General features: G+C 64.5%; 11 protein-coding genes and 3 pseudogenes. 10 read left to right on the plus strand and 4 right to left on the minus strand.

Features of this window, described 5'->3' with window-relative positions:
* The first annotated feature begins 84 nt into the window (after positions 1-84).
* Positions 85-1,002 carry a transcriptional regulator MetR gene (gene metR, locus QIY50_04975; protein WGV21599.1) on the plus strand — a complete coding sequence of 306 codons (918 nt, stop codon included), beginning with the start codon at positions 85-87 and terminating at the stop codon, positions 1,000-1,002.
* Here the strand turns inward: metR and QIY50_04980 are convergent.
* Positions 986-1,399: an NUDIX domain-containing protein gene (locus QIY50_04980; GenBank protein WGV21600.1), complete on the minus strand. Its 414-nt coding sequence runs from the start codon at positions 1,397-1,399 to the stop codon at positions 986-988. The genes metR and QIY50_04980 overlap by 17 nt on opposite strands.
* A 248-nt stretch (positions 1,400-1,647) precedes the next feature.
* On the opposite strand from QIY50_04980, the gene QIY50_04985 reads away from it, so the two are divergent.
* Positions 1,648-5,916 (plus strand): DEAD/DEAH box helicase, encoded by a 4,269-nt coding sequence (locus tag QIY50_04985; GenBank protein WGV21601.1) that lies wholly within the window; start codon positions 1,648-1,650, stop codon positions 5,914-5,916.
* A 278-nt stretch (positions 5,917-6,194) separates the two neighbouring features.
* Positions 6,195-7,815 (plus strand): annotated as a pseudogene (locus QIY50_04990) (FMN-binding glutamate synthase family protein).
* 143 nt (positions 7,816-7,958) lie between these two features.
* Here the strand turns inward: QIY50_04990 and QIY50_04995 are convergent.
* The gene (locus QIY50_04995; GenBank protein WGV21602.1) at positions 7,959-9,377 is read right to left on the minus strand and encodes an amino acid permease; all 1,419 of its coding nucleotides are present in this window, start codon (positions 9,375-9,377) and stop codon (positions 7,959-7,961) included.
* Positions 9,378-9,851: 474 nt separating this feature from the next.
* On the opposite strand from QIY50_04995, the pseudogene QIY50_05000 reads away from it, so the two are divergent.
* From QIY50_05000 to QIY50_05010, 3 genes and pseudogenes are all read left to right on the plus strand, one after another.
* Positions 9,852-13,002 (plus strand): annotated as a pseudogene (locus QIY50_05000) (transglycosylase domain-containing protein).
* An 89-nt stretch (positions 13,003-13,091) separates the two neighbouring features.
* Positions 13,092-13,637, plus strand: coding sequence for a PadR family transcriptional regulator (locus QIY50_05005; protein ID WGV21603.1), 546 nt, complete (start codon positions 13,092-13,094; stop codon positions 13,635-13,637).
* Positions 13,630-14,391, plus strand: coding sequence for a siderophore-interacting protein (locus tag QIY50_05010; protein WGV21604.1), 762 nt, complete (start codon positions 13,630-13,632; stop codon positions 14,389-14,391). The genes QIY50_05005 and QIY50_05010 overlap by 8 nt, the downstream gene beginning before the upstream one ends.
* Positions 14,392-14,498: 107 nt before the next feature.
* On the opposite strand, the pseudogene QIY50_05015 reads toward QIY50_05010, so the two are convergent.
* A pseudogene (locus QIY50_05015) lies at positions 14,499-15,135 on the minus strand (Pr6Pr family membrane protein).
* A gap of 1 nt (position 15,136) precedes the next feature.
* Positions 15,137-15,358, minus strand: coding sequence for a VF530 family protein (locus QIY50_05020; GenBank protein WGV21605.1), 222 nt, complete (start codon positions 15,356-15,358; stop codon positions 15,137-15,139).
* A gap of 165 nt (positions 15,359-15,523) precedes the next feature.
* Between QIY50_05020 and QIY50_05025 the strand changes: the two genes are divergently transcribed.
* From QIY50_05025 to lon, 4 genes are all read left to right on the plus strand, one after another.
* Positions 15,524-17,569 carry a TonB-dependent receptor gene (locus QIY50_05025; protein ID WGV21606.1) on the plus strand — a complete coding sequence of 682 codons (2,046 nt, stop codon included), beginning with the start codon at positions 15,524-15,526 and terminating at the stop codon, positions 17,567-17,569.
* Positions 17,570-17,869: 300 nt separating this feature from the next.
* A complete protein-coding gene (locus QIY50_05030; protein ID WGV21607.1) occupies positions 17,870-19,204 on the plus strand; it encodes a carbohydrate porin in 1,335 nt (444 codons plus the stop codon).
* 29 nt (positions 19,205-19,233) lie between these two features.
* Positions 19,234-21,645, plus strand: a complete 2,412-nt coding sequence (locus QIY50_05035; protein WGV21608.1) for a glucose/quinate/shikimate family membrane-bound PQQ-dependent dehydrogenase — start codon at positions 19,234-19,236, stop codon at positions 21,643-21,645.
* 234 nt (positions 21,646-21,879) lie between these two features.
* Positions 21,880-24,300 (plus strand): endopeptidase La, encoded by a 2,421-nt coding sequence (lon, locus tag QIY50_05040; GenBank protein WGV21609.1) that lies wholly within the window; start codon positions 21,880-21,882, stop codon positions 24,298-24,300.
* Positions 24,301-24,461: the final 161 nt, after the last annotated feature.

Here is a 24,461-nt window from a genome sequence, read left to right on the forward strand (position 1 = left end):
GTCTGCCCAGTCGACAGGCGTGGCAACATGAGGGAAACCTCAACTCAGTCCCTGTTTCCTCAAATCCACACCCCGGAGTCAGCTGTGCTGGAGATCCGTCACCTGAAAACCCTTCATGCCCTGCGCGAGGCCGACAGCCTGGTGGAGGCCGCCGAGCGCCTGCACCTGACCCAGTCGGCGCTGTCGCACCAGTTCAAGGAGCTGGAAGAGCGCCTGGGCCTGCCGCTGTTCGTACGCAAGACCAAGCCGATTCGCTTCACCAGCGCCGGGCTGCGCCTGCTGCAACTGGCCGATGCCACCCTGCCGCTGCTGCGCGGCGCCGAACGTGATATCGCGCGCCTGGCCGGTGGCACCGCCGGGCGGCTGCACATGGCCATCGAATGCCACAGCTGTTTCCAGTGGCTGATGCCGACCATCGACCAGTTCCGTGACGCCTGGCCGGAGGTGGAGCTGGACCTGGCCTCCGGCTTTGCCTTCGCCCCGCTGCCGGCCCTGGCCCGCGGCGACCTCGACCTGGTGGTAACCTCCGACCCTCTGGACCTGGCAGGCATCACCTATGTGCCGCTGTTCACCTACGAGGCAATGCTGGCGGTGGCCAACCAGCATCCGTTGGCCAGCAAGCCGTACATCGTGCCGCAGGACCTGCTCGACCAGACCCTCATCACCTACCCGGTGGAACGCGATCGCCTGGACATCTTCACCCGCTTTCTGGAGCCGGCCGACATCGAGCCCGCCGCCGTGCGCACATCAGAGCTGACGGTGATGATGATGCAACTGGTGGCCAGCGGCCGTGGCGTGTGCGGTATGCCGCACTGGGCATTGCACGAGTACAGCTCGCGCGGGTATGTGAAGGGCAAGCGCCTGGGTGAAAAAGGCCTGTTCGCCACGCTTTATGCCGCCGTGCGCACCGACATGCTCGATGCACCCTACATGCGCGACTTCCTGCTGACCGCCAAGGACACCTCGTTCGCCACCCTCGATGGCGTCAGCGCGGTGCGCTGACGGCCTGGCGGTACAGCGGAAGGATCAGGTCGCGGGTCAGGGGGGCCAGGTGCAAGGTGGGGGCCTGGTCAGCGGCCAGCCAGGCCACCTCTTCGATTTCCGCGGCCGGCAGCACGGCGGCGGCACTGTCGACACGGAACAGTTCGGCCTGTACCTCAAAGCCCGGCTCGTTGGCGGCCGGGGCGCTGAACTGACCCAGGTGCACGGCCTGGGCCGGGTCGATGTGCAGGCCCAGTTCCTCATGCAACTCGCGCACCAGCGCCTGCAACGGGGTTTCGTCAGCATCAATCTTGCCGCCGGGCTGCATGAAGGCCTGGGTGCCGCGCTTGCGTACCAGCAGGGTGCGGCCCTGGGGATCGATCAGCAGGGCGGCGGCGATGCGGATGGTCTTGGGCATGGGCTGGGCTCACTTGCAACAATGGCCCGGGAGGATCCCATGGGGGTCATTGGCCTGACAAGGCCCGTGTTTCCTGTGCCGGCCTCTTCGCGGGCGCGCCCGCTCCCACAGGTCCTCCACAGGTCTTGAGAGCGGCGCAGGTACCTGTGGGAGCGGGCATGCCCGCGAAAGGGCCGGCACAGGATGTAGCCGACCGGCCAGACGAACGGCCCCTTGCCAACCCGCCCCACGCCCTCCATAACCAACACATGAATCTGCCCGCCAAACAGCACCCGGTGCTCGAGCTGTTCCACCCTGCCGTGCGCACCTGGTTCCGCCGCCAGTTCGCCACGGTCACCGGCGCCCAGGCCCAGGCCTGGCCGTTGATCCACGCGGGCCAGTCAATGCTGCTGGCCGCGCCGACCGGCTCGGGCAAGACCCTCAGCGCGTTCCTGGCCGTGATCGACGAACTGTTCCGCCAGGGCCTGGAGCACCAGGGCGAGCTGCCCGCGCAAACCCTGGTGGTCTACGTTTCACCGCTCAAGGCTTTGTCCAACGACATCCGCCTGAACCTGCAGGCACCGCTCGAAGGCATCACCCAGGCCCTCGCGGACCAGGGCCTGAATGCCCCGCGCATCACCACAGCCGTGCGCACCGGCGACACCCCGCAGAAAGAGCGTGCCGCCATGCGCAAACTGGCACCGCACATCCTGGTGACCACACCCGAATCGCTCTACGTGCTGATGGGCTCGGCTTCGGGCCGCGAAGGCCTGGCCAGCGTGCATACGGTCATCGTCGACGAAATCCATGCCTTGGCCGGCAACAAGCGCGGCGCCCACCTGGCACTGACCCTGGAGCGCCTGCAGGCCCTGTGCAACCGACCATTGCGGCGTATCGGCCTGTCGGCCACGCAACGCCCGGTAGAGCGGGTGGCGCAGTTTCTGGTCGGCAACGGCCGCAGCTGTGCCATCGTCGATGTCGGCCATGCTCGGCAGCGCGACCTGGCCATCGAAGTACCGCCAGTGCCACTGGGGGCAGTGATGGCCACTGATGTGTGGGGGCTGGTCTATGACCGCCTGGCCAGCCTGGCGCGCGAACATCGCACCACCCTGGTGTTCGTCAATACCCGGCGCCTGGCCGAGCGCATCACCCGCCACCTCGGCGACCGCCTGGGCAAGGAGGCGGTTGCCGCGCACCACGGCAGCCTGGCCAAGGAACTACGCCTGGATGCCGAACAACGCCTGAAAAACGGCCAGCTGCAGGTGCTGGTGGCCACTGCTTCGCTGGAGCTGGGCATCGATATCGGCGACATCGAACTGGTCTGCCAGATCGCTTCGCCAGGTTCGATCGCGGCCTTGCTGCAACGGGTCGGCCGCGCTGGCCACCAGGTCGATGGCGTGCCCAAGGGGCGCCTGTTCCCTACTTCGCGCGATGACCTGATCGAATGCGTCGCCCTGCTCGACTGCGTACGTCGGGGCGAGCTGGACGAACTGCACATTCCCCGGGCGCCGCTGGACGTGCTGGCCCAGCAGATCGTCGCCGAAGCCAGCAACCAGCCCTGGCACGAACAGGCCCTGTTCAACTGCCTGCGCCAGGCCACGCCCTACGCCGAACTCGACCAGCACCATTACCAGGCGCTGCTGCGCATGCTCGCCGAGGGCTACAACGGCCGCCAGGGCGTGCGCAGTGCCTACCTGCACCGCGATGCGGTGAGCGGCACCCTGCGGGGCCGTCGTGGCAGCCAGCTGACCGCCCTGACCAGCGGCGGCACCATCCCCGACAACGCCGACTACGCCGTGCTGCTCGAACCGCAGGCCCTGAACATTGGCAGCGTCAACGAAGACTTTGCCGTGGAGAGCATCGCCGGGGATATCTTCCAGCTGGGCAATGCCTCCTATCGCATCCTGCGGGTCGAGCCGGGCCGGGTGCGGGTGGAAGATGCCCATGGCCTGCCACCGACCATTCCGTTCTGGCTGGGCGAGGCGCCGGGGCGCAGCGACGAGCTGTCTGCCGCGGTGGCCCGGCTGCAGGCGCAGATCGACCAACAGCTGGCTGGCAACGACCAGGCCGAGGTACTGGCATGGTTGAAGTGTGCCTTCGAACTCGGCGAAGACGCCGCCGGCCAGTTGCTCGATTACCTGGCCCGCACCCGCGAAGTGCTCGGCGCCCTGCCCTCCCAGGACACGCTGGTGATGGAGCGCTTCTTCGATGAGTCCGGCGGTACCCAGCTGATCATCCATTCGCCCTACGGCAGCCGCATCAACCGCGCCTGGGGGCTGGCCCTGCGCAAGCGCTTCTGCCGCACCTTCAACTTCGAGTTGCAGGCGGCGGCCAGCGAGGACGCCATCGTGCTGTCGCTGTCCTCCAGCCACAGTTTCGAACTGGACGACGTGTGGCGTTACCTCAATAGCCGCAGCGCCGAACCGATCCTTGTCCAGGCGCTGCTCGATGCGCCGCTGTTCGGCGTGCGCTGGCGCTGGAACGCCAGTGTGACCATGGCACTGCCGCGCTTCGTCGGCGGACGCAAGGTGGCGCCACAGATCCAGCGGATGAAGAGCGAAGACCTGATCGCCGCTGTGTTCCCCGACCAGATCGCCTGCCTGGAGAACATCGTCGGCGAACGGCAGATTCCCGATCATCCGCTGGTCGAGCAAACCCTCGACGACTGCCTGCATGAGGCAATGGACAGCGAAGGCTGGCTGGCGCTGTTGCGGCGTATGGAAAGCGGCACGGTGCGCCTGCTGTGCCGCGACCTGCCCGCCCCTTCGCCGCTGGCTTCGGCCATCCTCAACGCTCGGCCCTATGCCTTCCTGGATGACGCACCACTGGAAGAACGGCGCACGCAGGCAGTGCTCAATCGGCGCTGGAGCGAGGTGCAGCACGGCGACGACCTGGGCGCGCTGGACGCCGATGCCATTGCCGCCGTCGCGGCCGAGGCCTGGCCGCAACCGGGCAATGCCGACGAAATGCATGAAGCGTTGATGGGCCTGGGTGCCATCAGCCAGGACGAAGTGCAGGGTAATGCCGGCTGGGAGCTGCTGCTCAGGCAGTTGGCCAAGGCCGGCCGGGCATTGCGCCTGGTGGATGAAAAACTGTGGCTGGCGCGCGAGCGGTTGAGCCTGCTGCAGGTGCTGTACCCCGGCTCCCGGCTGGAACCTGCGTTGCAGGTACTGCCAGGCTTCGATCAGGCCATCGAACCGGACGTTGCGCTGGTCGAACTGTTGCGAGCCCGCCTGAGCGGCCATGGCCCGCTGACCCGCGCGCAGATTGCGGCGGCGCTTGGCAAACCGCCACAGGCCATCGAACAGGCCCTGGCCCGCCTGGAAGCCGAAGGCTATGTGCTGCGTGGGCATTTCAGCCCTGGCGCAAGCGAACTGCAGTGGTGCGAGCGCCATTTGCTGGCACGCATCCACCGCTACACGGTCAAACGCCTGCGCCGGGAGATCGAGCCGGTCAGCCTGCAGGACTTCATGCGTTTTCTGTTCGACTGGCAGCACCTGGCCAACGACACGCACCTGCGTGGCCCGCAAGCCGTGGCCGAGGTACTTGGCCAGTTGCAAGGGTTCCCGAGTGCCGCCGGCGCCTGGGAAGCCGAACTGCTGCCGGCCCGTATCAAGGACTACAGCCCGCACTGGCTCGACGATGCCTGCCGTAGCGGGCAGTTCGCCTGGAGCCGGCTGGCGGCGACCGTGTCGAGCAATACCCTGTCGAGCACACCGCTGGTGCTGCTGCCGCGGGAGCACCTTGGCCTGTGGCGCAGCCTTGCCCCTGTGCCTGCCGTGGATAGCCTCGGCGCACGGGCGCAACGCGTCCACGCGGTGCTGAACGCGCATGGTGCGCTGTTCTTCGATGAGTTGGCACACGATGCCCACCTGCTGCCCAGCGAACTGGAGACGGCCTTGCAGGAGCTGGTCGGTGCAGGCCTGGTGGGGGCCGACAGCTTCATCGGCCTGCGCAGCCTGATCACCCCGGCGGCGAAACGCACAGCGCGCAGTAGCCGACGCGGGCACCCGCCGCTGTCCAGCAGCATGTCCCATGCCGGGCGCTGGGCCTTGCTGCGCAGGGGCACTGTAGACGATAGCCAGCGCCTGGAGCACATCGCCAGGGCCCTGCTACGGCGCTATGGCGTGGTGTGCTGGCGCCTGCTGGAGCGCGAAAGCGATGTTTTGCCGCCCTGGCGCGAATTGCTGCGCTGCTATCACCGGCTGGAAGCGCGTGGCGAAATTCGTGGCGGACACTTCATTGCCGGACTGGCCGGCGAGCAGTTCGCCTTGCCGGAGGCGGTGGGGCTGCTGCGGCAGGTTCGACGGCGTGAACTGGACGGGGCACTGGTGGTGGTGAGTGCCAGTGACCCGCTGAACCTGGTCGGGTCGTTGCTGCCGGGGGCGAAAGTGCCGGCGGTGAGTGGCAACCGCCTGTTGTATCGCGATGGAGTGCCGGTGGCGGTGCGGGTGGGCGGGCGCTATTCGTTCCTGGTCGAGGCGCCAGCCCAGGAGCAGGAAAGCTGGCGGCAGAAGCTGCTGCGCGACACTACCTGAATCCCTTGTTGTTGACTTCAGGTCAAAGACAGGCCCTACAGGAGCGGCCTTGTGCTGCGAAGAGGCCGTAATTGCCGAAGACAATCTGTTTCCCTACTGGCCTCTTCGCAGCACAAGGCTGCTCCTACAACAGTCAGTGTTGGCCTGAAGACTGTTGCCAGGCTCTGCGAGAATGATTTTCGCTACCCCGATTTTCATTTTCAGCACCGCCCAAACCGGGCTATGGTCGGCGTTTGCCCAGGCCCTGAGCCTGACCGCGCCATTCGCAAGGACCCTGTATGAGCCTGTCACTTCTCAGTCGCTATGCCTTCTTTGCCGCCTGTGTGCTGTTTACCTTGGCGAGCCTGCCCTTCACCCACCACGAATGGTTGTGGCCTTTCACCCTGAGCACCGCCATCCTCAGCCTGATCGGCCTTTTCGACCTGCTGCAGCAACGCCACGCAGTACGTCGCAACTACCCGATCCTGGGCAACATCCGCTATCTGGTCGAGGCCATTCGCCCGGAAATCCGCCAGTACCTGCTGGAAGCCGACAGCGACGCCCTGCCGTTCTCCCGCGCGCAGCGCTCGCTGGTGTATGCACGGGCGAAGAACGAAGCTTCGGACAAACCTTTCGGCACCCCTGATCGACGTGTACGAGTCCGGCTTCGAGTTCATCGGCCACTCCATGCGCCCAGCACCATTGGCCGACCCGGCAAGCTTCCGGGTCATCATCGGCGGGCCGCAGTGCAGCCAGCCCTACTCGGCATCGATCTTCAACATATCGGCAATGAGCTTTGGCTCGCTCAGCGCCAATGCCATCCGTGCCCTCAACCAGGGCGCCAAGCTGGGCAATTTCCACCATGACACCGGCGAGGGCAGCATCAGCCCATATCATCGCGAGCATGGCGGCGACCTGGTCTGGGAACTGGGCAGTGGCTACTTTGGCTGCCGCACGCCGGACGGGCGCTTCGACCCCGAACGCTTCGCCGCCCAGGCGCGCAGCCCGCAGGTGCGGATGATCGAAATCAAGATGAGCCAGGGCGCCAAACCCGGCCATGGCGGCATCCTGCCCAAGCACAAGGTGACCCGGGAAATTGCCGAAACCCGTGGCGTGCTGATGGGCGAAGACTGCATCTCGCCGTCGCGCCACAGCGCCTTCTCCACCCCCATCGAGATGATGCAGTTCATTGCCCGGTTGCGTGAACTGTCTGGCGGCAAACCGGTAGGCTTCAAGTTCTGCCTGGGCCACCCGTGGGAGTTCATGGGCATCGCCAAGGCCATGCTGGAAACCGGCATCCTGCCCGACTTCATCGTCGTCGACGGCAAGGAAGGCGGCACGGGTGCGGCGCCGGTGGAGTTCACCGACCACATTGGCGTACCGCTACGCGAAGGGCTGCTGTTCGTGCACAACACCTTGGTCGGCCTGAACCTGCGCGACAAGATCAAGCTGGGCGCCAGCGGCAAGATCGTCAGCGCCTTCGACATTGCCAGCGTGCTGGCCATTGGCGCTGATTGGGCCAACTCGGCGCGCGGCTTCATGTTCGCCATTGGCTGCATCCAGTCGCAGAGCTGTCACACCAACAAGTGCCCGACCGGTGTGGCCACGCAGGACCCGCTGCGCCAGCGTGCGCTGGTGGTGCCAGACAAAGCCCAGCGGGTGATGAACTTCCACCACAACACCTTGCGTGCCCTGGCCGAAATGCTTGCGGCAGCGGGCCTGGAGCACCCGGCGCAGCTGGAAGCCAAGCACTTGGTACGGCGCATCTCGGCCACCGAGATCAAGCTGTTCTCGCAGATGCATGTGTTCTTGAAGCCGGGTGAGCTGCTGACTGGCGAGGTGAACGGGCAGTTTTATTCGCGCATGTGGCAATTGGCACGGGCCGACAGCTTCGAGCCGCACAACGAGGTGGCAGCCTGATAGAACCCCTGGGGCTGCTACGCAGCCCATCGCGACACAAGGCCGCTCCTACAGGAGATCGCGGCCCATGCAGCTGGCGCGGTCGCCTGTAGGAGCGGCCTTGTGTCGCGAAAGGGCCGCGCAGCGGCCCCGGCCATTTCAGATCAGGAAGCAGTACTGGCCACACCCTGCGCGTCTTTCGGCGCCAGGCGGAGCGCGTAATACAGCACCGTCAGCAACACCAGGAAGGCCGGGCCGATGTACAGCGCCACACGGGTATCCTCGAAGTACGCCATCAGCCCGACCACCAGCACCAGGAAGGCCAACGCCAGGTACGAGCTCAGCGGCCACAGCCACATGCGGTACTTAAGTGCCTTGCGCTCGGCAGTGGTGAGGCCGGCGCGGAACTTCAACTGCGCCATCAGGATCATCACCCAGGTCCAGATCGCGCCGAAGGTGGCGATCGAAGTAACCCAGACGAAGACCTTCTCCGGCACCAGGTAGTTGGCCAGCACGCCCAGCAGCAGCGCGCCGATCGACAGCAGCAGCGCATTGCGCGGCACGCCGTTTTTCGAGGTGCGGGCGAAGGCTGCCGGGGCCTGGCCGTTCTGCGCCAGGCTGTAGAGCATGCGCCCGGTGCTGAAGATGCCGCCGTTGCACGACGACAGCGCTGCAGTGATGACCACGAAGTTGATGATGCCGGCGGCAGTCTTGATGCCCAGGCGCTCGAAGGTCATGACGAACGGGCTGCCCTGGCTGCCGATTTCGTTCCATGGATAGATCGACAGGATTACGAACAGTGCACCGACATAGAACAGCAGGATGCGCCAGAACACCGAGCCGATGGCTTGCGGAATGGTCTTTTGCGGGTTACGTGCTTCACCAGCGGTCAGGCCGATCATTTCCACGCCCAGGTAGGCGAACATCACCATCTGCAGTGACATCAGCACGCCGGTCACGCCATTGGGCATGAAGCCGCCGTTGCTCCAGAGGTTGGAGATGCCCACTGCCACGCCGTCATTGCCGAAGCCAAAGGCAATGATGCCGATGCCGCCAAGGACCATGGCGATGATGGTGACAATCTTGATCAGGGCGAACCAGAACTCGAACTCACCAAAGGCCTTGACGGCCACCAGGTTGACCGCACCCATGCTGCCCAGCGCCGCCAGGGCCCAGATCCAGCGCGGTACGTCGGGGAACCAGATGCCCATGTAGATGGCCACTGCGGTGATTTCGGCAACACAGGTCACCAGCCACAGGAACCAGTAGTTCCAGCCGGTGAGGAAGCCCGCCAGCGGGCCGAGATAGTCCTGGGCATAACGGCTGAACGAGCCGGCGACAGGGTTGTGCACGGCCATTTCACCAAGGGCGCGCATGATCACCAGAATGGCCAGGCCACCGATGATATAGGACAACATGATGGCGGGGCCGGCCATTTCGATGGCCTTGGCCGAACCGAGGAAAAGACCGACACCGATACAGGCGCCCAGCGCCATCAGGCGGATGTGCCGTTCGCCCAGTTCACGCTTGAGCGGGCCGCCTTCAGTGGCCTGGCCGTGGGCAGAGTGGTTGCCGACTGGCATAGCAATACAACCTCATTTTGTTATTGGAGTTGACCTTCGTGCAGCATCGGCCAGGCCGATAGGCGTGGCGTTAGCTTGCCGGGCTGGCCTCGTGGGCCGGCCCGAGTGCCGGAATAGAGCGCCCGGCAAGGCGAAGGGGGCGAGCAGTATAGGAAGACCGTTGTAGGGTTTTTCGCTGTATAAACAGGAAAATTCAGCTAGATTTCTGGGCCGCTTCGCGACCCATTCGCAGCACAAGGCTGCTCCTACAGTGGATACGCATTCCCTTTTAGGAGCAGCCTTGTGCTGCGAATGGGGCGCGAAGCACCCAAAATCGCCCGGCCACCATAGCAATATCGTCTTACGAGCGAACCCACACCAAAGCCGCATAGCCCTACGCCACTTTTCTCCGCCTCTTACAAATTTTTCACCTGACCCGCTCAACGTCTAAGCTTCAGACAAGCAAGACGAAAATACCTGGCCGGATAGAAGACTATGGGCGCACTGTGGCAATCGGAACCAAGCAGAACGGAAGCACCCGAGAGACCTCCGGTCGAGACGCCACACCCCAACTCCCCCCGCCAGCGTCGGCTATGGTGGCGGCTGATCATCCTCATCCTGCTGGTGGCGCTGGTGGCTATCGGCTTCGCTGCGTATGACGAATTCCGCACCTCCAACCTGCAGTCGCGGGAATTCAGCAAACTGGCCAGCACCCTCACTTATTCGCTGCAACCAGGCCCCAGCGATGCCATCGTCTATCCCGGTGAAGGGCCGTTCGACAAACGCCTGGGCTACAGCGCCCTGGGCGAATTCCTGCCGCGCCTGCTCAAGCGCGACTACCTGATCAGCGAACAGGTGAGGTTCTCGCCGGCGTTGATGAACTACGTCGATCATGGGCTGTTCGCCCCCTATATCGAGAAAATCCAGGCCGGCCTGTCGATCACCGACTGCCGCGGCGACGTGCTGTACCAGTACAACTACCCGCAACACCTGTACCCGGACTTTGCGGCAATCCCGCCGGTAATCGTCAACAGCTTGCTGTTCATCGAGAACCGCGACCTGCTCGACACCAAGGACCCGCGCAACAACCCGGCCGTGGACTGGCCGCGCTTTGCCAAGGCCGCCTACAGCCAGGTGGCCAAGTACCTGGCCCTGCCCGGCCAGTCCGCCGGCGGCAGCACCCTGGCCACGCAGCTGGAAAAGTACCGCCACTCACCGGACGGCCTGACAGTGTCTGGCGCCGAGAAGATCCGTCAGATGATTTCCGCCAGTGTGCGCGCCTACCAGGGTGGCCCGGATACCACCGAGGCGCGCCAGCGCATCGTGCGTGACTACCTCAACAGCGTGCCGCTGTCGGCAGTGCCTGGGCATGGCGAAGTGCATGGCATGGCCGAAGGCCTGCGGGTGTGGTACGGCGCCGATTTCGACCAGGTCAACCAGGCCCTGAACGCCACCACCAGCGACCCCGAAAGCATGGCCGCACGCGGCCTGGCCCTGCGCCAGGTGCTGTCGTTGATGATTGCCCAGCGCCGGCCGTCGCACTACCTGTCCAAGGGGCGGGTCGAACTGGCCGAACTGACCGATGCGCATATCCGTGTACTGGCCGCCAACAAGGTCATCGAGCAGCCACTGGCCGACGCTGCACTGGCCAGCAAGGCGGTATACCGCGATTGGGTAGCGCAACCGACCATCGTGCCGATCGTTACCAACAAGGGCATCAGCCTGGCACGCAACCGCCTGGCGGCCATGCTCAACCGCCCACTGTACGACCTCGACCGGCTCGACGTGTCGGCAACCAGTACGTTGCAGTCCGACCTGCAGCTGCAGGTCAGCCAGTACCTGAAAAACCTTGCCGACCCTGAATTCGCGGCGCAGATCGGCCTGATCGGCGAACGCCTGCTCACCGCCAAGACCACCGACCAGGTGAGCTACAGCTTCACCTTGTTCGAGCGCACCGCGGACGGCTCGCGGGTACGGGTGCAGACCGACAGCACCGACCAGCCGTTCGACATCAACGAAGGCAGCAAGCTGGAGCTGGGTTCCACCGCCAAGCTGCGGGTGCTCACCACTTACCTGGAGATCATCGCCGAGCTGCACGACAAGTACGCCGGCAAGCCTGCCGCCGAGTTGAAGAAAGTCGAAGTCGCCGAACTCGACCGGATTACCCAATGGTCACTGGAATGGCTGGCCCAGAACAGCAAGAACCAGAGCCTGGACGCCATGCTCGATGCGGCGCTGGAGCGCAAGTATTCGGCCAACACCGGCGAGGCCTTCTTCACCGGCGGCGGCATGCACGTGTTCAACAACTTCCGCAAGGAAGACAACAGCCGCAACCCGACACTGAAGGATGCCTTGCGCGAGTCGATCAACCTGCCGTTCATCCGCCTGATGCGTGACCTGGTGCGCTATGTGACCTACCAACAGCCGTACAACCGCGTGCCGTTGCTCAAGGACGATTCCGACCCGCGCCGCCAGGAATACCTGGCCCGTTTTGCCGACAAGGAAGGCACCAACTACCTGATGCGCTTCTGGAAGAAATACCAGCGCAAGACCTCGCAGCAGCGCCTGGACACCTTCCTCGACAGCATGCGCGTGACACCGCAACGGTTGGCGGCCGTGCACCGCTACCTGTTCCCCGAGGCCGGTCAGGAAACCTTCAATGCCTTCGTGCGCGCCCACCTCAAGGGGGACAAGATCGCCCTCGGCAAACTGACCGACGGCCGCCTGTCGGAGATGTATGAAGCTTACGGCCCGGGCAAGTACGACCTGCCCGACCAGGGCTACATCGCCAAGGTTCACCCGCTGGACTTGTGGCTGCTCGGTTATCTGCTGAAGAACCCTGGTTCGACCTTGACCGAGATGGTCAACGCCAGCCGCTTCGAGCGCCAGGAGGTGTACGGCTGGCTGTTCAAGAGCCGCCATCAGGGCGCCCGTGACAGCCGCATTCGCACCATGGTCGAGATCGAAGCGTTCCTCGACATCCACCAGCGCTGGAAGCGCGTGGGCTATCCGTTCGACCACCTGGTGCCGTCGCTGGCCACCGCCATCGGCAGCTCGGGCGACCGCCCCGCCGCCCTCTCCGAACTGGTTGGCATCATCCAGAACGACGGCGTGCGTCTGCCGACCTTGCGCATCGACACCCTGCACTTCGCGGCCAACACGCCCTACGAGACCAAGCTTGGTCACTGACCCGGACCGGGGTGTGCGCATTCTGCCGGTCGAAGTGGCGCGCGCCCTCAAGGGCGCCATGTCGCAGGTGGTAGATGCGGGCACCGCGCGGCGCATTTCCGGCAGCTTCAAGCTGCAGGACGGCACGCCACTGGTAATGGGCGGCAAAACCGGTACCGGTGACAACCGCATCGAAAGCTTTGGGGCTGGCGGCCGGCTGATCGGCTCGCGCTCGCTGAACCGTACCGCCACCTTCGTGTTCTTCCTCGGTGACAACCACTTCGGCACCCTGACCGCATTCGTGCCGGGGCGCTCGGCAGAGGCCTTCAAGTTCACCTCGGCACTGCCGGTGCAGGTACTCAAGGGCATGGCTCCGATCCTCATGCCGTACCTGCAACCGGGCAATCCGAATGAATGCAAACCGCCGCAGGTGGCCGTGCACACAGCCACCTCGCAAGGGGGTACATCGAACAACTAGATGATAATCATCAGCATTACAGGCCTTGTCTTTAGATATATCTTGAGTAATATCTTACGATATATCGCAAACGACGGAGCCCTGCCCCCATGCGCGAACACACCCCTCACGACCCCTTCGAGCGGCGCCCCGGCCGTGGCGAGCGCGGCCCGCGCGTCTTCGCCCCCGGCGACCTCAAGCTGCTGATGCTCGACCTGCTCGCCGAGCAGCCAGGCCACGGCTACGACCTGATCCGCCAGATCGAAAACCTGTTCGACGGCAGCTACAGCCCAAGCCCCGGGGTGATCTACCCCACCCTCAACTTCCTCGAGGAGGCCGAGCTGATCAGCGGCCAGGTACAAGGCAGCAAACGCCTTTATGCCATCACCGAAGCCGGCCGCACCGCGCTGGCCGAACAGGCTGTCGCCCTGGACGGCGTGCGCATGCGCATCGAAGTCAGCAAGCGCGCCCTGCGCGGCCACGACCGCCCGCCAGAGATTCATGAAGCGGTCGGGAACCTGCGCCACGCACTGCACATGCATAGCGGCCACTGGACACCGGAAGAAATCGAGCGGGTTCGCGACCTGCTCAACCATACCGCCAAGGCCATCGCCTCCGGGCCGGCCGAACCTGTCAGGGAGACACCCCATGAGTGACACCATTCACCGCGTCAACCACGAGATCCGCCAGCGCCGCCTGCAGGTGCTGCGGGTCACCGAACTGACCCCACGCATGCGCCGCATCACCCTTGCTGGCGCCGAGCTGCAAGGCTTCACCAGCGTGGGTAGCGACGACCATATCAAGCTGCTGTTCGCCGAAACGCCAGAGCAACAGCAAGCCATCGAGGCTCGCAACCTGGGCCGGCAAGGTGGTGCACGGCCGACCATGCGCGAGTACACGCCACGGCGCATCGACCTGGTGGCCAATGAGCTGGACATCGACTTCGTGCTGCACGGCGATGGCCCTGCCTCCACCTGGGCCGCCCAGGCGGCACCCGGGCAAACCCTGGACATCGCCGGGCCGCGGGCTTCGACGGTAGTGCCGGACATCTTCGACAGCTACCTGCTGATTGGCGACGAGACCGCCATTCCGGCCATTGGCCGGCGGTTGGAGGAGTTGCCCGCAGGCCGCCAGGTGCTGGCGGTTATCCAGATCGAAGACGAGCAGGAACGCCAGCCCCTGCCGAGCAAGGCGCAGGTGGAGGTGATCTGGGTACGTCGCCATAAGGAAGACTTGCTGGCACTGGTGAACAACCTGGCATTACCGCAAGGCCGGTTGTATGGGTGGGTGGCACTGGAAAAAGCCCTGAGCCGGCAGGCCAAGGCGGTTTTGCTGGAGAAAGGTGTGCCTGAGGATGCGCTGAAGGCGGTGGCCTACTGGCGTGCTGACGGGACTGCGGACGACGAATGAATGTTATCGCCTGCTCCGGCCTTTTCGCGGGCACGCCCGCTCCCACAGTGAACTGCAAACGCCATACATTGTGGGAGCGGGCGTGCCCGCGAAGAGGCCGGCACAGGCTAAGCAAGCTTATGTACCCCACGCCACCGATCCAGCGCCCAGCAACACCAGCCCGATCCCCCAGAACCCCGCCAACACTCCCAGGGCGTTGAGCATCACCTGCCCATACCCCAGGCTCGCCACATCGATGAACGGGTAGGCATATACGCCAATCTCGCTCCCCCGCCACAACGCATAAGCAAAATACGCCGCCGGGTACGCCGCCCAGACCAGCAGGTGCCATAGCCGTAACCTGCCCTTGGGCGCTTCGCACCACCAATACAAGGCATAGAGCACGGGCATCACATCGTGCAGCAACTCGTCCGCCAGCCATTGCCAGCCCTGCGGTTGCCACAAGTGACGCAACAGCACGCTGTAGGCCAGTGCCACCAGCACGATGCTGGCGGCCACCGCGGAGCTCACCGAAGGCGACAGGAAAAAGCGCTTCGCACGGCCCTCCCGGCCGAACGCCGCATAACTGAGCACAGTTGCCACCAGGGTATTGGTCAATACGGTGAAATAGCCGAACACATTGATCAGGCCACCAACCAGGCTGGCCTGTTCCTGCCAGCGCGCCAACAGCACCAGGTACACCTGTACTGTCAGGCCGAACCAACCCAGCACAGCCATGCCGGTCAGCCAGCGATGACGCGGCATGTCAGGCCTGGCGCTGCAGCTTCACGTACAGCTGCTCGACCTTTTCCCGTGCCCACGGTGTCTTGCGCAGGAAGGTCAGGCTCGACTTTATGGTCGGGTTGCTCTTGAAGCAGCGCACATCGATGCGTTCGGCCAGGCCCTGCCACTGGTAGTGCGCCACCAGCTCCGTGAGGATCTGTTCGAGGGTCTTGCCGTGCAGCGCGTTGTGTTGGGCCGTGCTCATGCCAGTGCTCCGTAGGAAAGATGCGCACCTTACACGAGTGTAGTGGTGAGTGGGATCAGGCGAGTCGGCAGAAAAACCGCTGGCCAGGCGCAAAACCTCTGTGCTGAAATAGAGATGTTATATTGTAACAATACAAACGCATCTGCCAAGGAACGCCCCATCCCCATGCTGTACACACCGCTTCGCCTCTCTCCCCTCGCCGTCGCGCTTTGGCTGGCCGCAGCACCCAGCCACGCGGTGGAACTCGAACCCCAGGTCATCACCGCCAACCCTTTGGGCAACCGCCAGCTGGCCGCCCCCAGCACCGTGCTCGAAGGCGACAACCTGCTGCAACAGCAGCACGGCAGCCTCGGTGAAACCCTGAACAAGCAGCCCGGGGTCGCCTCCACCTGGTTCGGCCCTGGCGCCAGCCGCCCGGTAATTCGTGGCCTGGATGGCGACCGCATTCGCATCCTGCGCAATGGCGTCGGCGCCCTGGATGCTTCATCGCTGTCCTACGACCACGCCGTGCCGCTGGACCCGGTGACCGTCGACCGAGTCGAGATCGTCCGTGGCCCGGCAGCCCTGCTCTACGGCGGTAACGCCATCGGCGGCGTGGTCAATACCTTCGACAACCGCATCCCGGATGCCCCTATCGAGGGTATCCAGGGTGCGGGTGAACTGCGCTACGGCGGCGCCGACACCACCCGCAGCAGTGCTGGCAAGCTGGAGGCCGGCAACGGTGCCTTCGCCTTGCACCTGGATGCCAACAGCCGCCAGTTCAACGACCTGCGCATCCCCGGTTACGCGCGCAGTTCCAAGGTACGTGATGCCGACGAGCCCGGCAGCAAGCACCGCCTGGAAAACAGCGACGGCCGCCAGGACGGTGGTGCCGTGGGTGGCGCCTACCACTGGGAACATGGCTATGCCGGCCTGTCATACAGCCGCTACGACAGCAACTATGGTTCGGTGGCCGAACCAGGTGTGCGCCTGGACATGAAGCAGGACCATTACGCCTTCGCTTCCGAGTTGCGTGACCTGGAAGGCCCGTTCACTTCGGTCAAGGTCGATGCCGGCTACACCGACTACGAGCACCGTGAAATCGAAGAAGGCGAGGTTCACACCACCTTCAGGAACAAGGGCTATGAAGCACGCATCGAAGCACGCCACCAACCGCTCGGGCCGGTGGAAGGCGTGATCGGCGCCCAGGTCAGCCGCAACGAATTCTCCGCCTTGGGCGAGGAAGCCTTCGTCCCGCACACCGACACCGACAGCCTGGCGCTGTTCATGCTGGAGCAGTGGCAAGCCAGCGAGCGCTTGAACCTGAGCCTGGGCGCACGCCTGGAGCACACACGGGTCGACCCGGATGCCAAAGGCAACGAAAACTTCGTCGGCGCCGACAGCGCCAGCAGTTTCAACGCCTTCAGCCTGTCCTCCGGGGCGGTGTACCAGCTCGACCCGATCTGGGCGCTGGCCGCCAACCTTGGCTACACCGAGCGCGCCCCGACCTTCTACGAGCTCTATGCCAACGGTGCCCACGTGGCCACTGGGGCCTTTGAGGTCGGCGACGCCAACCTGAACAAGGAAAAAGCCATTTCCGCCGACCTGGCGCTGCGCTTCGACAACGGCACCCACAAGGGCAGTGTCGGGGTGTTCTACAGCCACTTCCGCAACTACATCGGCCTGATCGGCACCGGCAACCTGCGCGAGGGGCACGACCACGACCATGGCGAGGATGACCACGACCACGATCACGACCATGACGGTTTCCCGGAGTACCAGTACCAGGGCGTGCGGGCGCGATTCTATGGCATCGAGGCCCAGGACCGCTGGCAACTGGCCGAGAACCGCTATGGCAGCTTCGCCCTGGAGGTCTCTGGTGACTACACCCGGGCGAAGAACCTCGACAGTGGCGAGCCGCTGCCGCGCATCGCCCCACTGCGCCTGAACAGCGGCCTGGTCTGGGAGCTGGACCGCTGGCAGGCGCGGGTCGATGTGCAGCACGCTGCGTCGCAGCATCGCAAACCGGCCAACGAAACCAGCACTGACGGCTATACAACACTGGGGGCCAGCGTTGGCTACCGCTTCGAAGTTGGCCAGAGCCAATGGCTGGCGTTTGTGCGCGGTGAGAACCTGACTGACCAGACCGTGCGCTATGCCAGCTCGATCCTGCGCGATATCGCGCCGGCGCCGGGGCGCAGCGTGGAAGTGGGCCTGCGTACCACCTTCTGAGCAATCCGATATCTGTGGGAGCGGGCGTTCCCGCGAAGAAGCCGACGCGGTGGATGGCACCGGCTTCGCCGGTGTTCGCGGGCGCGCCCGCTCCCACAAAGAGCACGCAAGCCCTGGACTGTTGCCATATGGGCAACAATCCACTGCGACAATTTGTCTTTTTTTCTTACAACTTCCCCTATATCCTCCCCGCCGAAAGCTGAATCGCTTCATCGAAACCATCTTGTGCCATATCCATTGAAGGGCCCGCCCTTCGATGCGCTTGCCGTTTATTCAATAATCAAAAGATAGCGCTATCTCATGCTCCAACTGCCCAAAACCTGTCACATCGGCCTTGCCCTCAGTGCCTTGGCGACCCACGCCGGCGCCAGCGAGATGTTCGCCAGCGACTCGCCCTGGATGCTCGGCGACTGGGGTGGCACCCGCAGCGAACTGCTGGAAAAAGGCTACGACTTCACTCTCGGCTACACCGGCGAGATGGGCAGCAACCTGCACGGTGGCCACGACCACGACCGCACCGCGCGCTACAGCGACCAGTTCACCTTCGGCAGCCACCTGGACCTGGAGAAGATCCTTGGCTGGCACGACACCGAATTCCAGCTGACCATCACCGAGCGCCATGGCGACAACATCAGCAACGACCGCATCAACGACCCGCGCGTCGGCGGTTTCACCTCGGCCCAGGAAGTCTGGGGCCGTGGCGAAACCTGGCGGCTGACGCAGCTGTGGGTCAAGCAGAAGTACTTCGACGGCGCGCTGGACGTGAAATTCGGCCGTTTCGGCGAGGGCGAAGACTTCAACAGCTTCCCCTGCGACTTCCAGAACCTGGCCTTCTGCGGTTCGCAGGTAGGCAACTGGGCGGGTGGCATCTGGTACAACTGGCCGGTCAGCCAGTGGGCCCTGCGCGTGCGCTACAACCTCAATGATGCGCTCTACGCCCAGGTTGGCGTGTTCGAGCAGAACCCCTCCAACCTGGAATCGGGCAACGGCTTCAAGCTCAGCGGCAGTGGCACCCAAGGCGCGGTAATGCCGATAGAACTGGTATGGAGCCCACGGGTCAATGGTCTGAAAGGGGAATATCGCGCCGGCTACTACTACAGTAATGCCAAGGCACAGGATGTTCTCAAGGACAGCAACGGCCAGCCGGCAGCCCTCAGCGGCGCCGCCTACCGCAGCAGTTCGAGCAAGCACGGCTTGTGGCTCGGCGCCCAGCAGCAGGTGACTTCGCTGGCGTCCGACCAGTCGCGTGGCCTGAGCCTGTTCGCCAACGCCACGGTGCACGACAAGAAGACCAATGCCATCGACAACTATGTTCAGGCAGGACTGGTATACAAAGGGCCATTCGACGCCCGCGCCAAGGACGACATCGGTTTCGCCCTCGCCCGCGTGCACGTCAACCCTGCCTACCGCAAGAACGCGCGCCTGGCCAACCAGGCCAGCGGCATCGACGACTACGACAACCCCGGTTTCCTGCCGGTGCAGGACACCGAGTACAGCGCCGAGCTGTATTACGGCATCCACTTGGCCGACTGGCTCACGGTACGCCCCAACCTGCAGTACATCCGCCACCCGGGCGGGGTGTCGCAGGTCGATGGCGCCCTGATCGGCGGCCTGAAGATCCAGAGCAGTTTCTAACCCCTTTTTGACCTGACGGAGAACCTACGATGAGCACTGAAGGTGCCAACAATGGAAGCCGCTGGCTACCGCGTCTGATCGGCGCGCTGCTGTTGCTGATGGGCCTGGCCCTGCTGGCCGGTGGCATCAAGCTGAGCCAGCTGGGCGGATCGCTGTACTACCTGATCGCCGGTATCGGCTTTGCCCTGGCGGGCATCCTGCTGCTGGCCCAGCGCCGCATCGCCTTGGGCCTTTACGGCCTGGTTCTGCTGGGCAGCACCGTATGGGCACTGCTCGAAGTGGGCCTGGACTGGTGGCAACTGGTACCGCGCCTGGCCATCTGGTTTGCCATCGGCGTGGTCCTGCTGCTGCCCTGGGCGCGTCGCCCGCTGATCGGCCCGGCCAGCAAGGCCAACACTGCGCTGCTCAGCGTTGCAGTGGTCGCTTCGGGCGCTTGCGCCCTGGGCAGCCAGTTCACCCACCCCGGTGAGGTGTTCGGCGAACTGGGCCGCGACAGCAGCGAAATGGCCAGCGCCGCCCCGGCCATGCCCGACGGCGAGTGGCAGGCCTACGGCCGCACCGAGCACGGCGACCGCTATTCGCCGCTGCGCCAGATCACCCCGCAGAACGCCTACCGTCTTGAAGAGGCCTGGCGCATCCGCACCGGTGACCTGCCGACCGAAAACGACCCGGTGGAGCTGACCAACCAGAACACCCCGCTGAAGGTCAACGGCATGCTCTATGCCTGCACCGCGCACAGCCGCCTGCTGGCCCTGGACCCGGACACCGGCGCGGAAATCTGGCGCTACGACCCGCAGGTCAAGAGCCCGGTCGGCACCTTCAAGGGCTTTGCCCACATGACCTGCCGTGGCGTTTCGTACTATGACGAAAACCGCTACGTCAGCCGCGACGGCCGCCCGGCACCGAAAATTACCGACGCCGGCCAGGCCGTGGCCCAGGCCTGCCCTCGCCGCCTCTACCTGCCGACTGCGGACGCCCGCCTGATCGCCATCAACGCCGACAACGGCAAGGTCTGCGAAGGCTTCGCCAACCAGGGCGTGATCGACCTTACCACCGGCATCGGCCCGTTCACCGCTGGCGGCTACTACTCCACCTCGCCAGCGGCAGTCACCCGTGACCTGGTGATCATCGGTGGCCACGTCACCGACAACGAGTCGACCAACGAGCCGTCCGGCGTGATCCGCGCCTACGACGTGCACGACGGCCACCTGGTGTGGAACTGGGACAGCAACAACCCGGACGACACACAGCCACTGGCCCCCGGCAAGATGTACAGCCGCAACTCGGCCAACATGTGGTCGATCGCCAGCGTCGACGAAGACCTCGGCATGATCTACCTGCCACTGGGCAACCAGACCCCGGACCAGTGGGGCGCTGACCGTACCCCGGGTGCCGAGAAGTACAGTGCCGGCGTGGTCGCTTTGGACCTTGCCACCGGCAAGGCCCGCTGGAACTACCAGTTCACCCACCACGACCTGTGGGACATGGACGTGGGTAGCCAGCCGACCCTGGTCCACCTGAAGACCGACGACGGCGTGAAGCCGGCAATCATCGTGCCGACCAAGCAAGGCAGCCTGTACGTGCTTGACCGCCGCGACGGCACGCCGATCGTGCCGATCCGCGAAATCCCCACCCCGCAAGGTGCGGTGAAAGGCGATCACACTTCGCCGACCCAGGCCCGCTCCGACCTCAACCTGCTGGGCCCTGAGCTGACCGAACAGGCCATGTGGGGCGCCACGCCGTTCGACCAGATGCTGTGCCGCATCCAGTTCCGCGAGCTGCGTTACGAAGGCCAGTACACCCCGCCGTCCGAGCAAGGCTCGCTGGTCTACCCGGGTAACGTTGGTGTGTTCAACTGGGGCAGCGTGTCGGTCGACCCGGTGCGCCAGCTGCTGTTCACCTCGCCCAACTACATGGCCTTCGTCTCGAAGATGATCCCGCGTGAGCAGGTGGCCGAGGGCAGCAAGCGCGAAAGCGAAACCAGCGGCGTGCAGCCGAACACCGGTGCGCCGTACGCAGTGACCATGCATCCGTTCATGTCGCCACTGGGCGTTCCGTGCCAGGCCCCGGCCTGGGGGTATGTCGCCGCTATCGACCTGTTCACCAACAAGGTGGTGTGGAAGCACAAGAACGGCACCACCCGCGACAGCACCCCGGTGCCGATCGGCCTGCCGGTTGGCGTGCCGAGCATGGGTGGCTCGATCGTCACCGCCGGTGGCGTCGGCTTCCTCAGCGGCACCCTGGACCAGTACCTGCGCGCCTATGACGTGAACAACGGCAAGGAGCTGTGGAAAGCCCGCCTGCCAGCGGGTGGCCAGGCCACGCCGATGACCTACAGCGGCAAGGATGGCAAGCAGTACGTGCTGGTGACCGCCGGCGGGCATGGCTCGCTGGGGACCAGGATGGGCGATTACATCATCGCTTACAAACTGGCTGAATAAAGCTGCCGAGCCCCTCCAGCGGGGCTCATTCAGCTGCACTGGCCTCATCGCCGGCAAGCCAGCTCCCACAGGTACTCCAGCGGCCTTGAAAGCAGTGAGTGACCTGTGGGAGCTGGCTTGCCGGCGATAGGGCCGGGACAGGGCAGCAAACATCCCTCTCCCGCCTTCGTCTACCATTGAAACCCATCCCCCCGCGCCCCATCTAAGCACCATAGTCATTCACGCAGGTGCCCCATGAGCGACCAGCAGGATTTCCCGGAACATCCCGACGAACACAGCGAAGTCGAACACACCACTCCCCAGGCCGAAACCGGCCACGCCCTCGCCCTGCCCGGCCAGCAGCTGCCGGACAAGGTCTACGTGATCCCGATCCACAACCGTCCGTTCTTCCCCGCCCAGGTGCTGCCGGTCATCGTCAATGAAGAGCCTTGGGCAGAAACCCTCGACCTGGTAGCAAAGACGCCAGACCACACGCTGGCCCTGTTCTTCATGGACACCCCGCCTGAAGATCACCGTCACTTCGACACCTCGGCGCTGCCGGAGTACGGAACGCTGGTGAAGGTGCACCACGCCAGCCGCGAAAACGGCAAGCTGCAGTTCGTCGCCCAGGGCCTGACCCGGGTACGCATCCGCACCTGGCTCAAGCACCACCGCCCACCGTACCTGGTAGAGGTCGAATACCCGCGCCAGCCCGCCGAGCCGACCGACGAGGTCAAGGCCTACGGCATGGCGCTGATCAACGCGATCAAGGAGCTGCTGCCACTCAACCCGCTATACAGCGAAGAGCTTAAAAACTACCTCAACCGCTTCAGCCCCAACGACCCGTCGCCGCTCACCGACTTTGCCGCTGCCCTGACCTCGGCCACCGGCAACCAGCTGCAGGAAGTGCTCGACTGCGTACCCATGCTCAAGCGCATGGAAAAGGTCCTGCCGATGCTGCGCAAGGAAGTCGAGGTCGCGCGCCTGCAGAACGAGATCTCGGCCGAGGTCAACCGCCAGATCGGCGAGCACCAGCGCGAGTTCTTCCTCAAGGAGCAGCTCAAGGTCATCCAGCAGGAACTGGGCCTGACCAAAGACGACCGCAGCGCCGACCTTGAGCAGTTCGAGCAGCGTCTCGAAGGCAAGACCCTGCCGGACCAGGCGCGCAAGCGCATCGATGAGGAGATGGGCAAGCTGGCCATTCTCGAAACCGGCTCGCCCGAGTACGCCGTCACCCGCAACTACCTGGACTGGGCCACCGCCCTGCCCTGGGGCGTGTACGGCAAGGACAAGCTCGACCTCAAACACGCGCGCAAAGTCCTCGACCAGCACCATGCCGGTCTCGATGACATCAAGGAACGCATTCTCGAATTCCTCGCCGTGGGCGCCTGGAAAGGCGAGATCAGTGGCTCGATCGTGCTGCTGGTGGGCCCGCCGGGGGTGGGCAAGACCAGCATCGGCAAGTCCATCGCCGAATCGCTCGGCCGGCCGTTCTACCGCTTCAGTGTCGGCGGCATGCGTGACGAGGCAGAGATCAAGGGCCACCGCCGTACCTATATTGGCGCCCAGCCCGGCAAGCTGGTGCAGGCCCTGAAGGACGTCGAAGTGATGAACCCGGTGATCATGCTCGACGAGATCGACAAGATGGGCCAGAGCTACCAGGGCGATCCGGCTTCGGCGCTGCTGGAAACCCTCGACCCGGAGCAGAACGTCGACTTCCTCGACCACTACCTCGACCTGCGTCTGGACCTGTCCAAGGTGCTGTTCGTGTGCACCGCCAATACCCTGGACTCGATCCCCGGGCCATTGCTCGACCGCATGGAAGTGATCCGCCTGTCCGGCTACATCACCGAAGAGAAACTGGCCATCGCCAAGCGCCACCTGTGGCCCAAGCAGCTGGAAAAGGCCGGCGTGACCAAGACCAGCCTGGCCATCAGTGACAGCGCCCTGCGCACGGTGATCGAAGGCTATGCCCGCGAAGCCGGGGTGCGCCAGCTGGAGAAACAACTGGGCAAGCTGGTGCGCAAGGCAGTGGTCAAGCTGCTGGATGCCCCCCAGGCCAAGCTGAAGATAGGCACCAAGGACCTGGAAGCCGCGCTTGGCATGCCCGTGTTCCGCAGCGAGCAGGTGCTGGCCGGCAAAGGCGTGATCACCGGCCTGGCCTGGACCAGCATGGGTGGCGCCACGCTGCCGATCGAGGCCACCCGTATCCACACCCTCAACCGCGGCTTCAAGCTGACCGGCAAGCTGGGTGACGTGATGAAAGAGTCGGCCGAAATCGCCTACAGCTACGTCAGTTCCAACCTCAAGCAGTTTGGTGGTGACCCTGGTTTCTTCAACGAAGCGTTCATTCATCTGCACGTGCCCGAAGGCGCCACGCCCAAGGACGGCCCGAGTGCCGGCATCACCATGGCCAGCGCCCTGCTGTCGCTGGCCCGTGACCAGGCGCCGAAGAAGGGCGTGGCCATGACTGGCGAGCTGACCCTGACCGGGCAAGTACTGCCGATTGGTGGTGTGCGCGAGAAGGTGATCGCGGCGCGGCGGCAGAAGATCTTCGAGCTGATCTTGCCGGAGCCTAACCGCGGGGACTACGAAGAACTGCCGGACTACCTGCGCGAAGGCCTGACGGTGCATTTCGCCAAGCGCTTTGCCGACGTGGCCAAAGTCCTGTTCTGAGCTGCTCCGACCCCTTCGCGGGCTTGCCCGCCCCCACAGGGAAATCACAGTTTTCAAATACTGTGCAATACCTGTGGGAGCGGGCAAGCCCGCGAAGAGGCCGGCACAGGCAACACAAATCTCCTCGATCATCGGTTATCCTCAGGCCATCGCCAGCCTAC

This window comes from Pseudomonas putida (assembly GCA_029953615.1).
Classification (GTDB): Bacteria; Pseudomonadota; Gammaproteobacteria; order Pseudomonadales; family Pseudomonadaceae; genus Aquipseudomonas.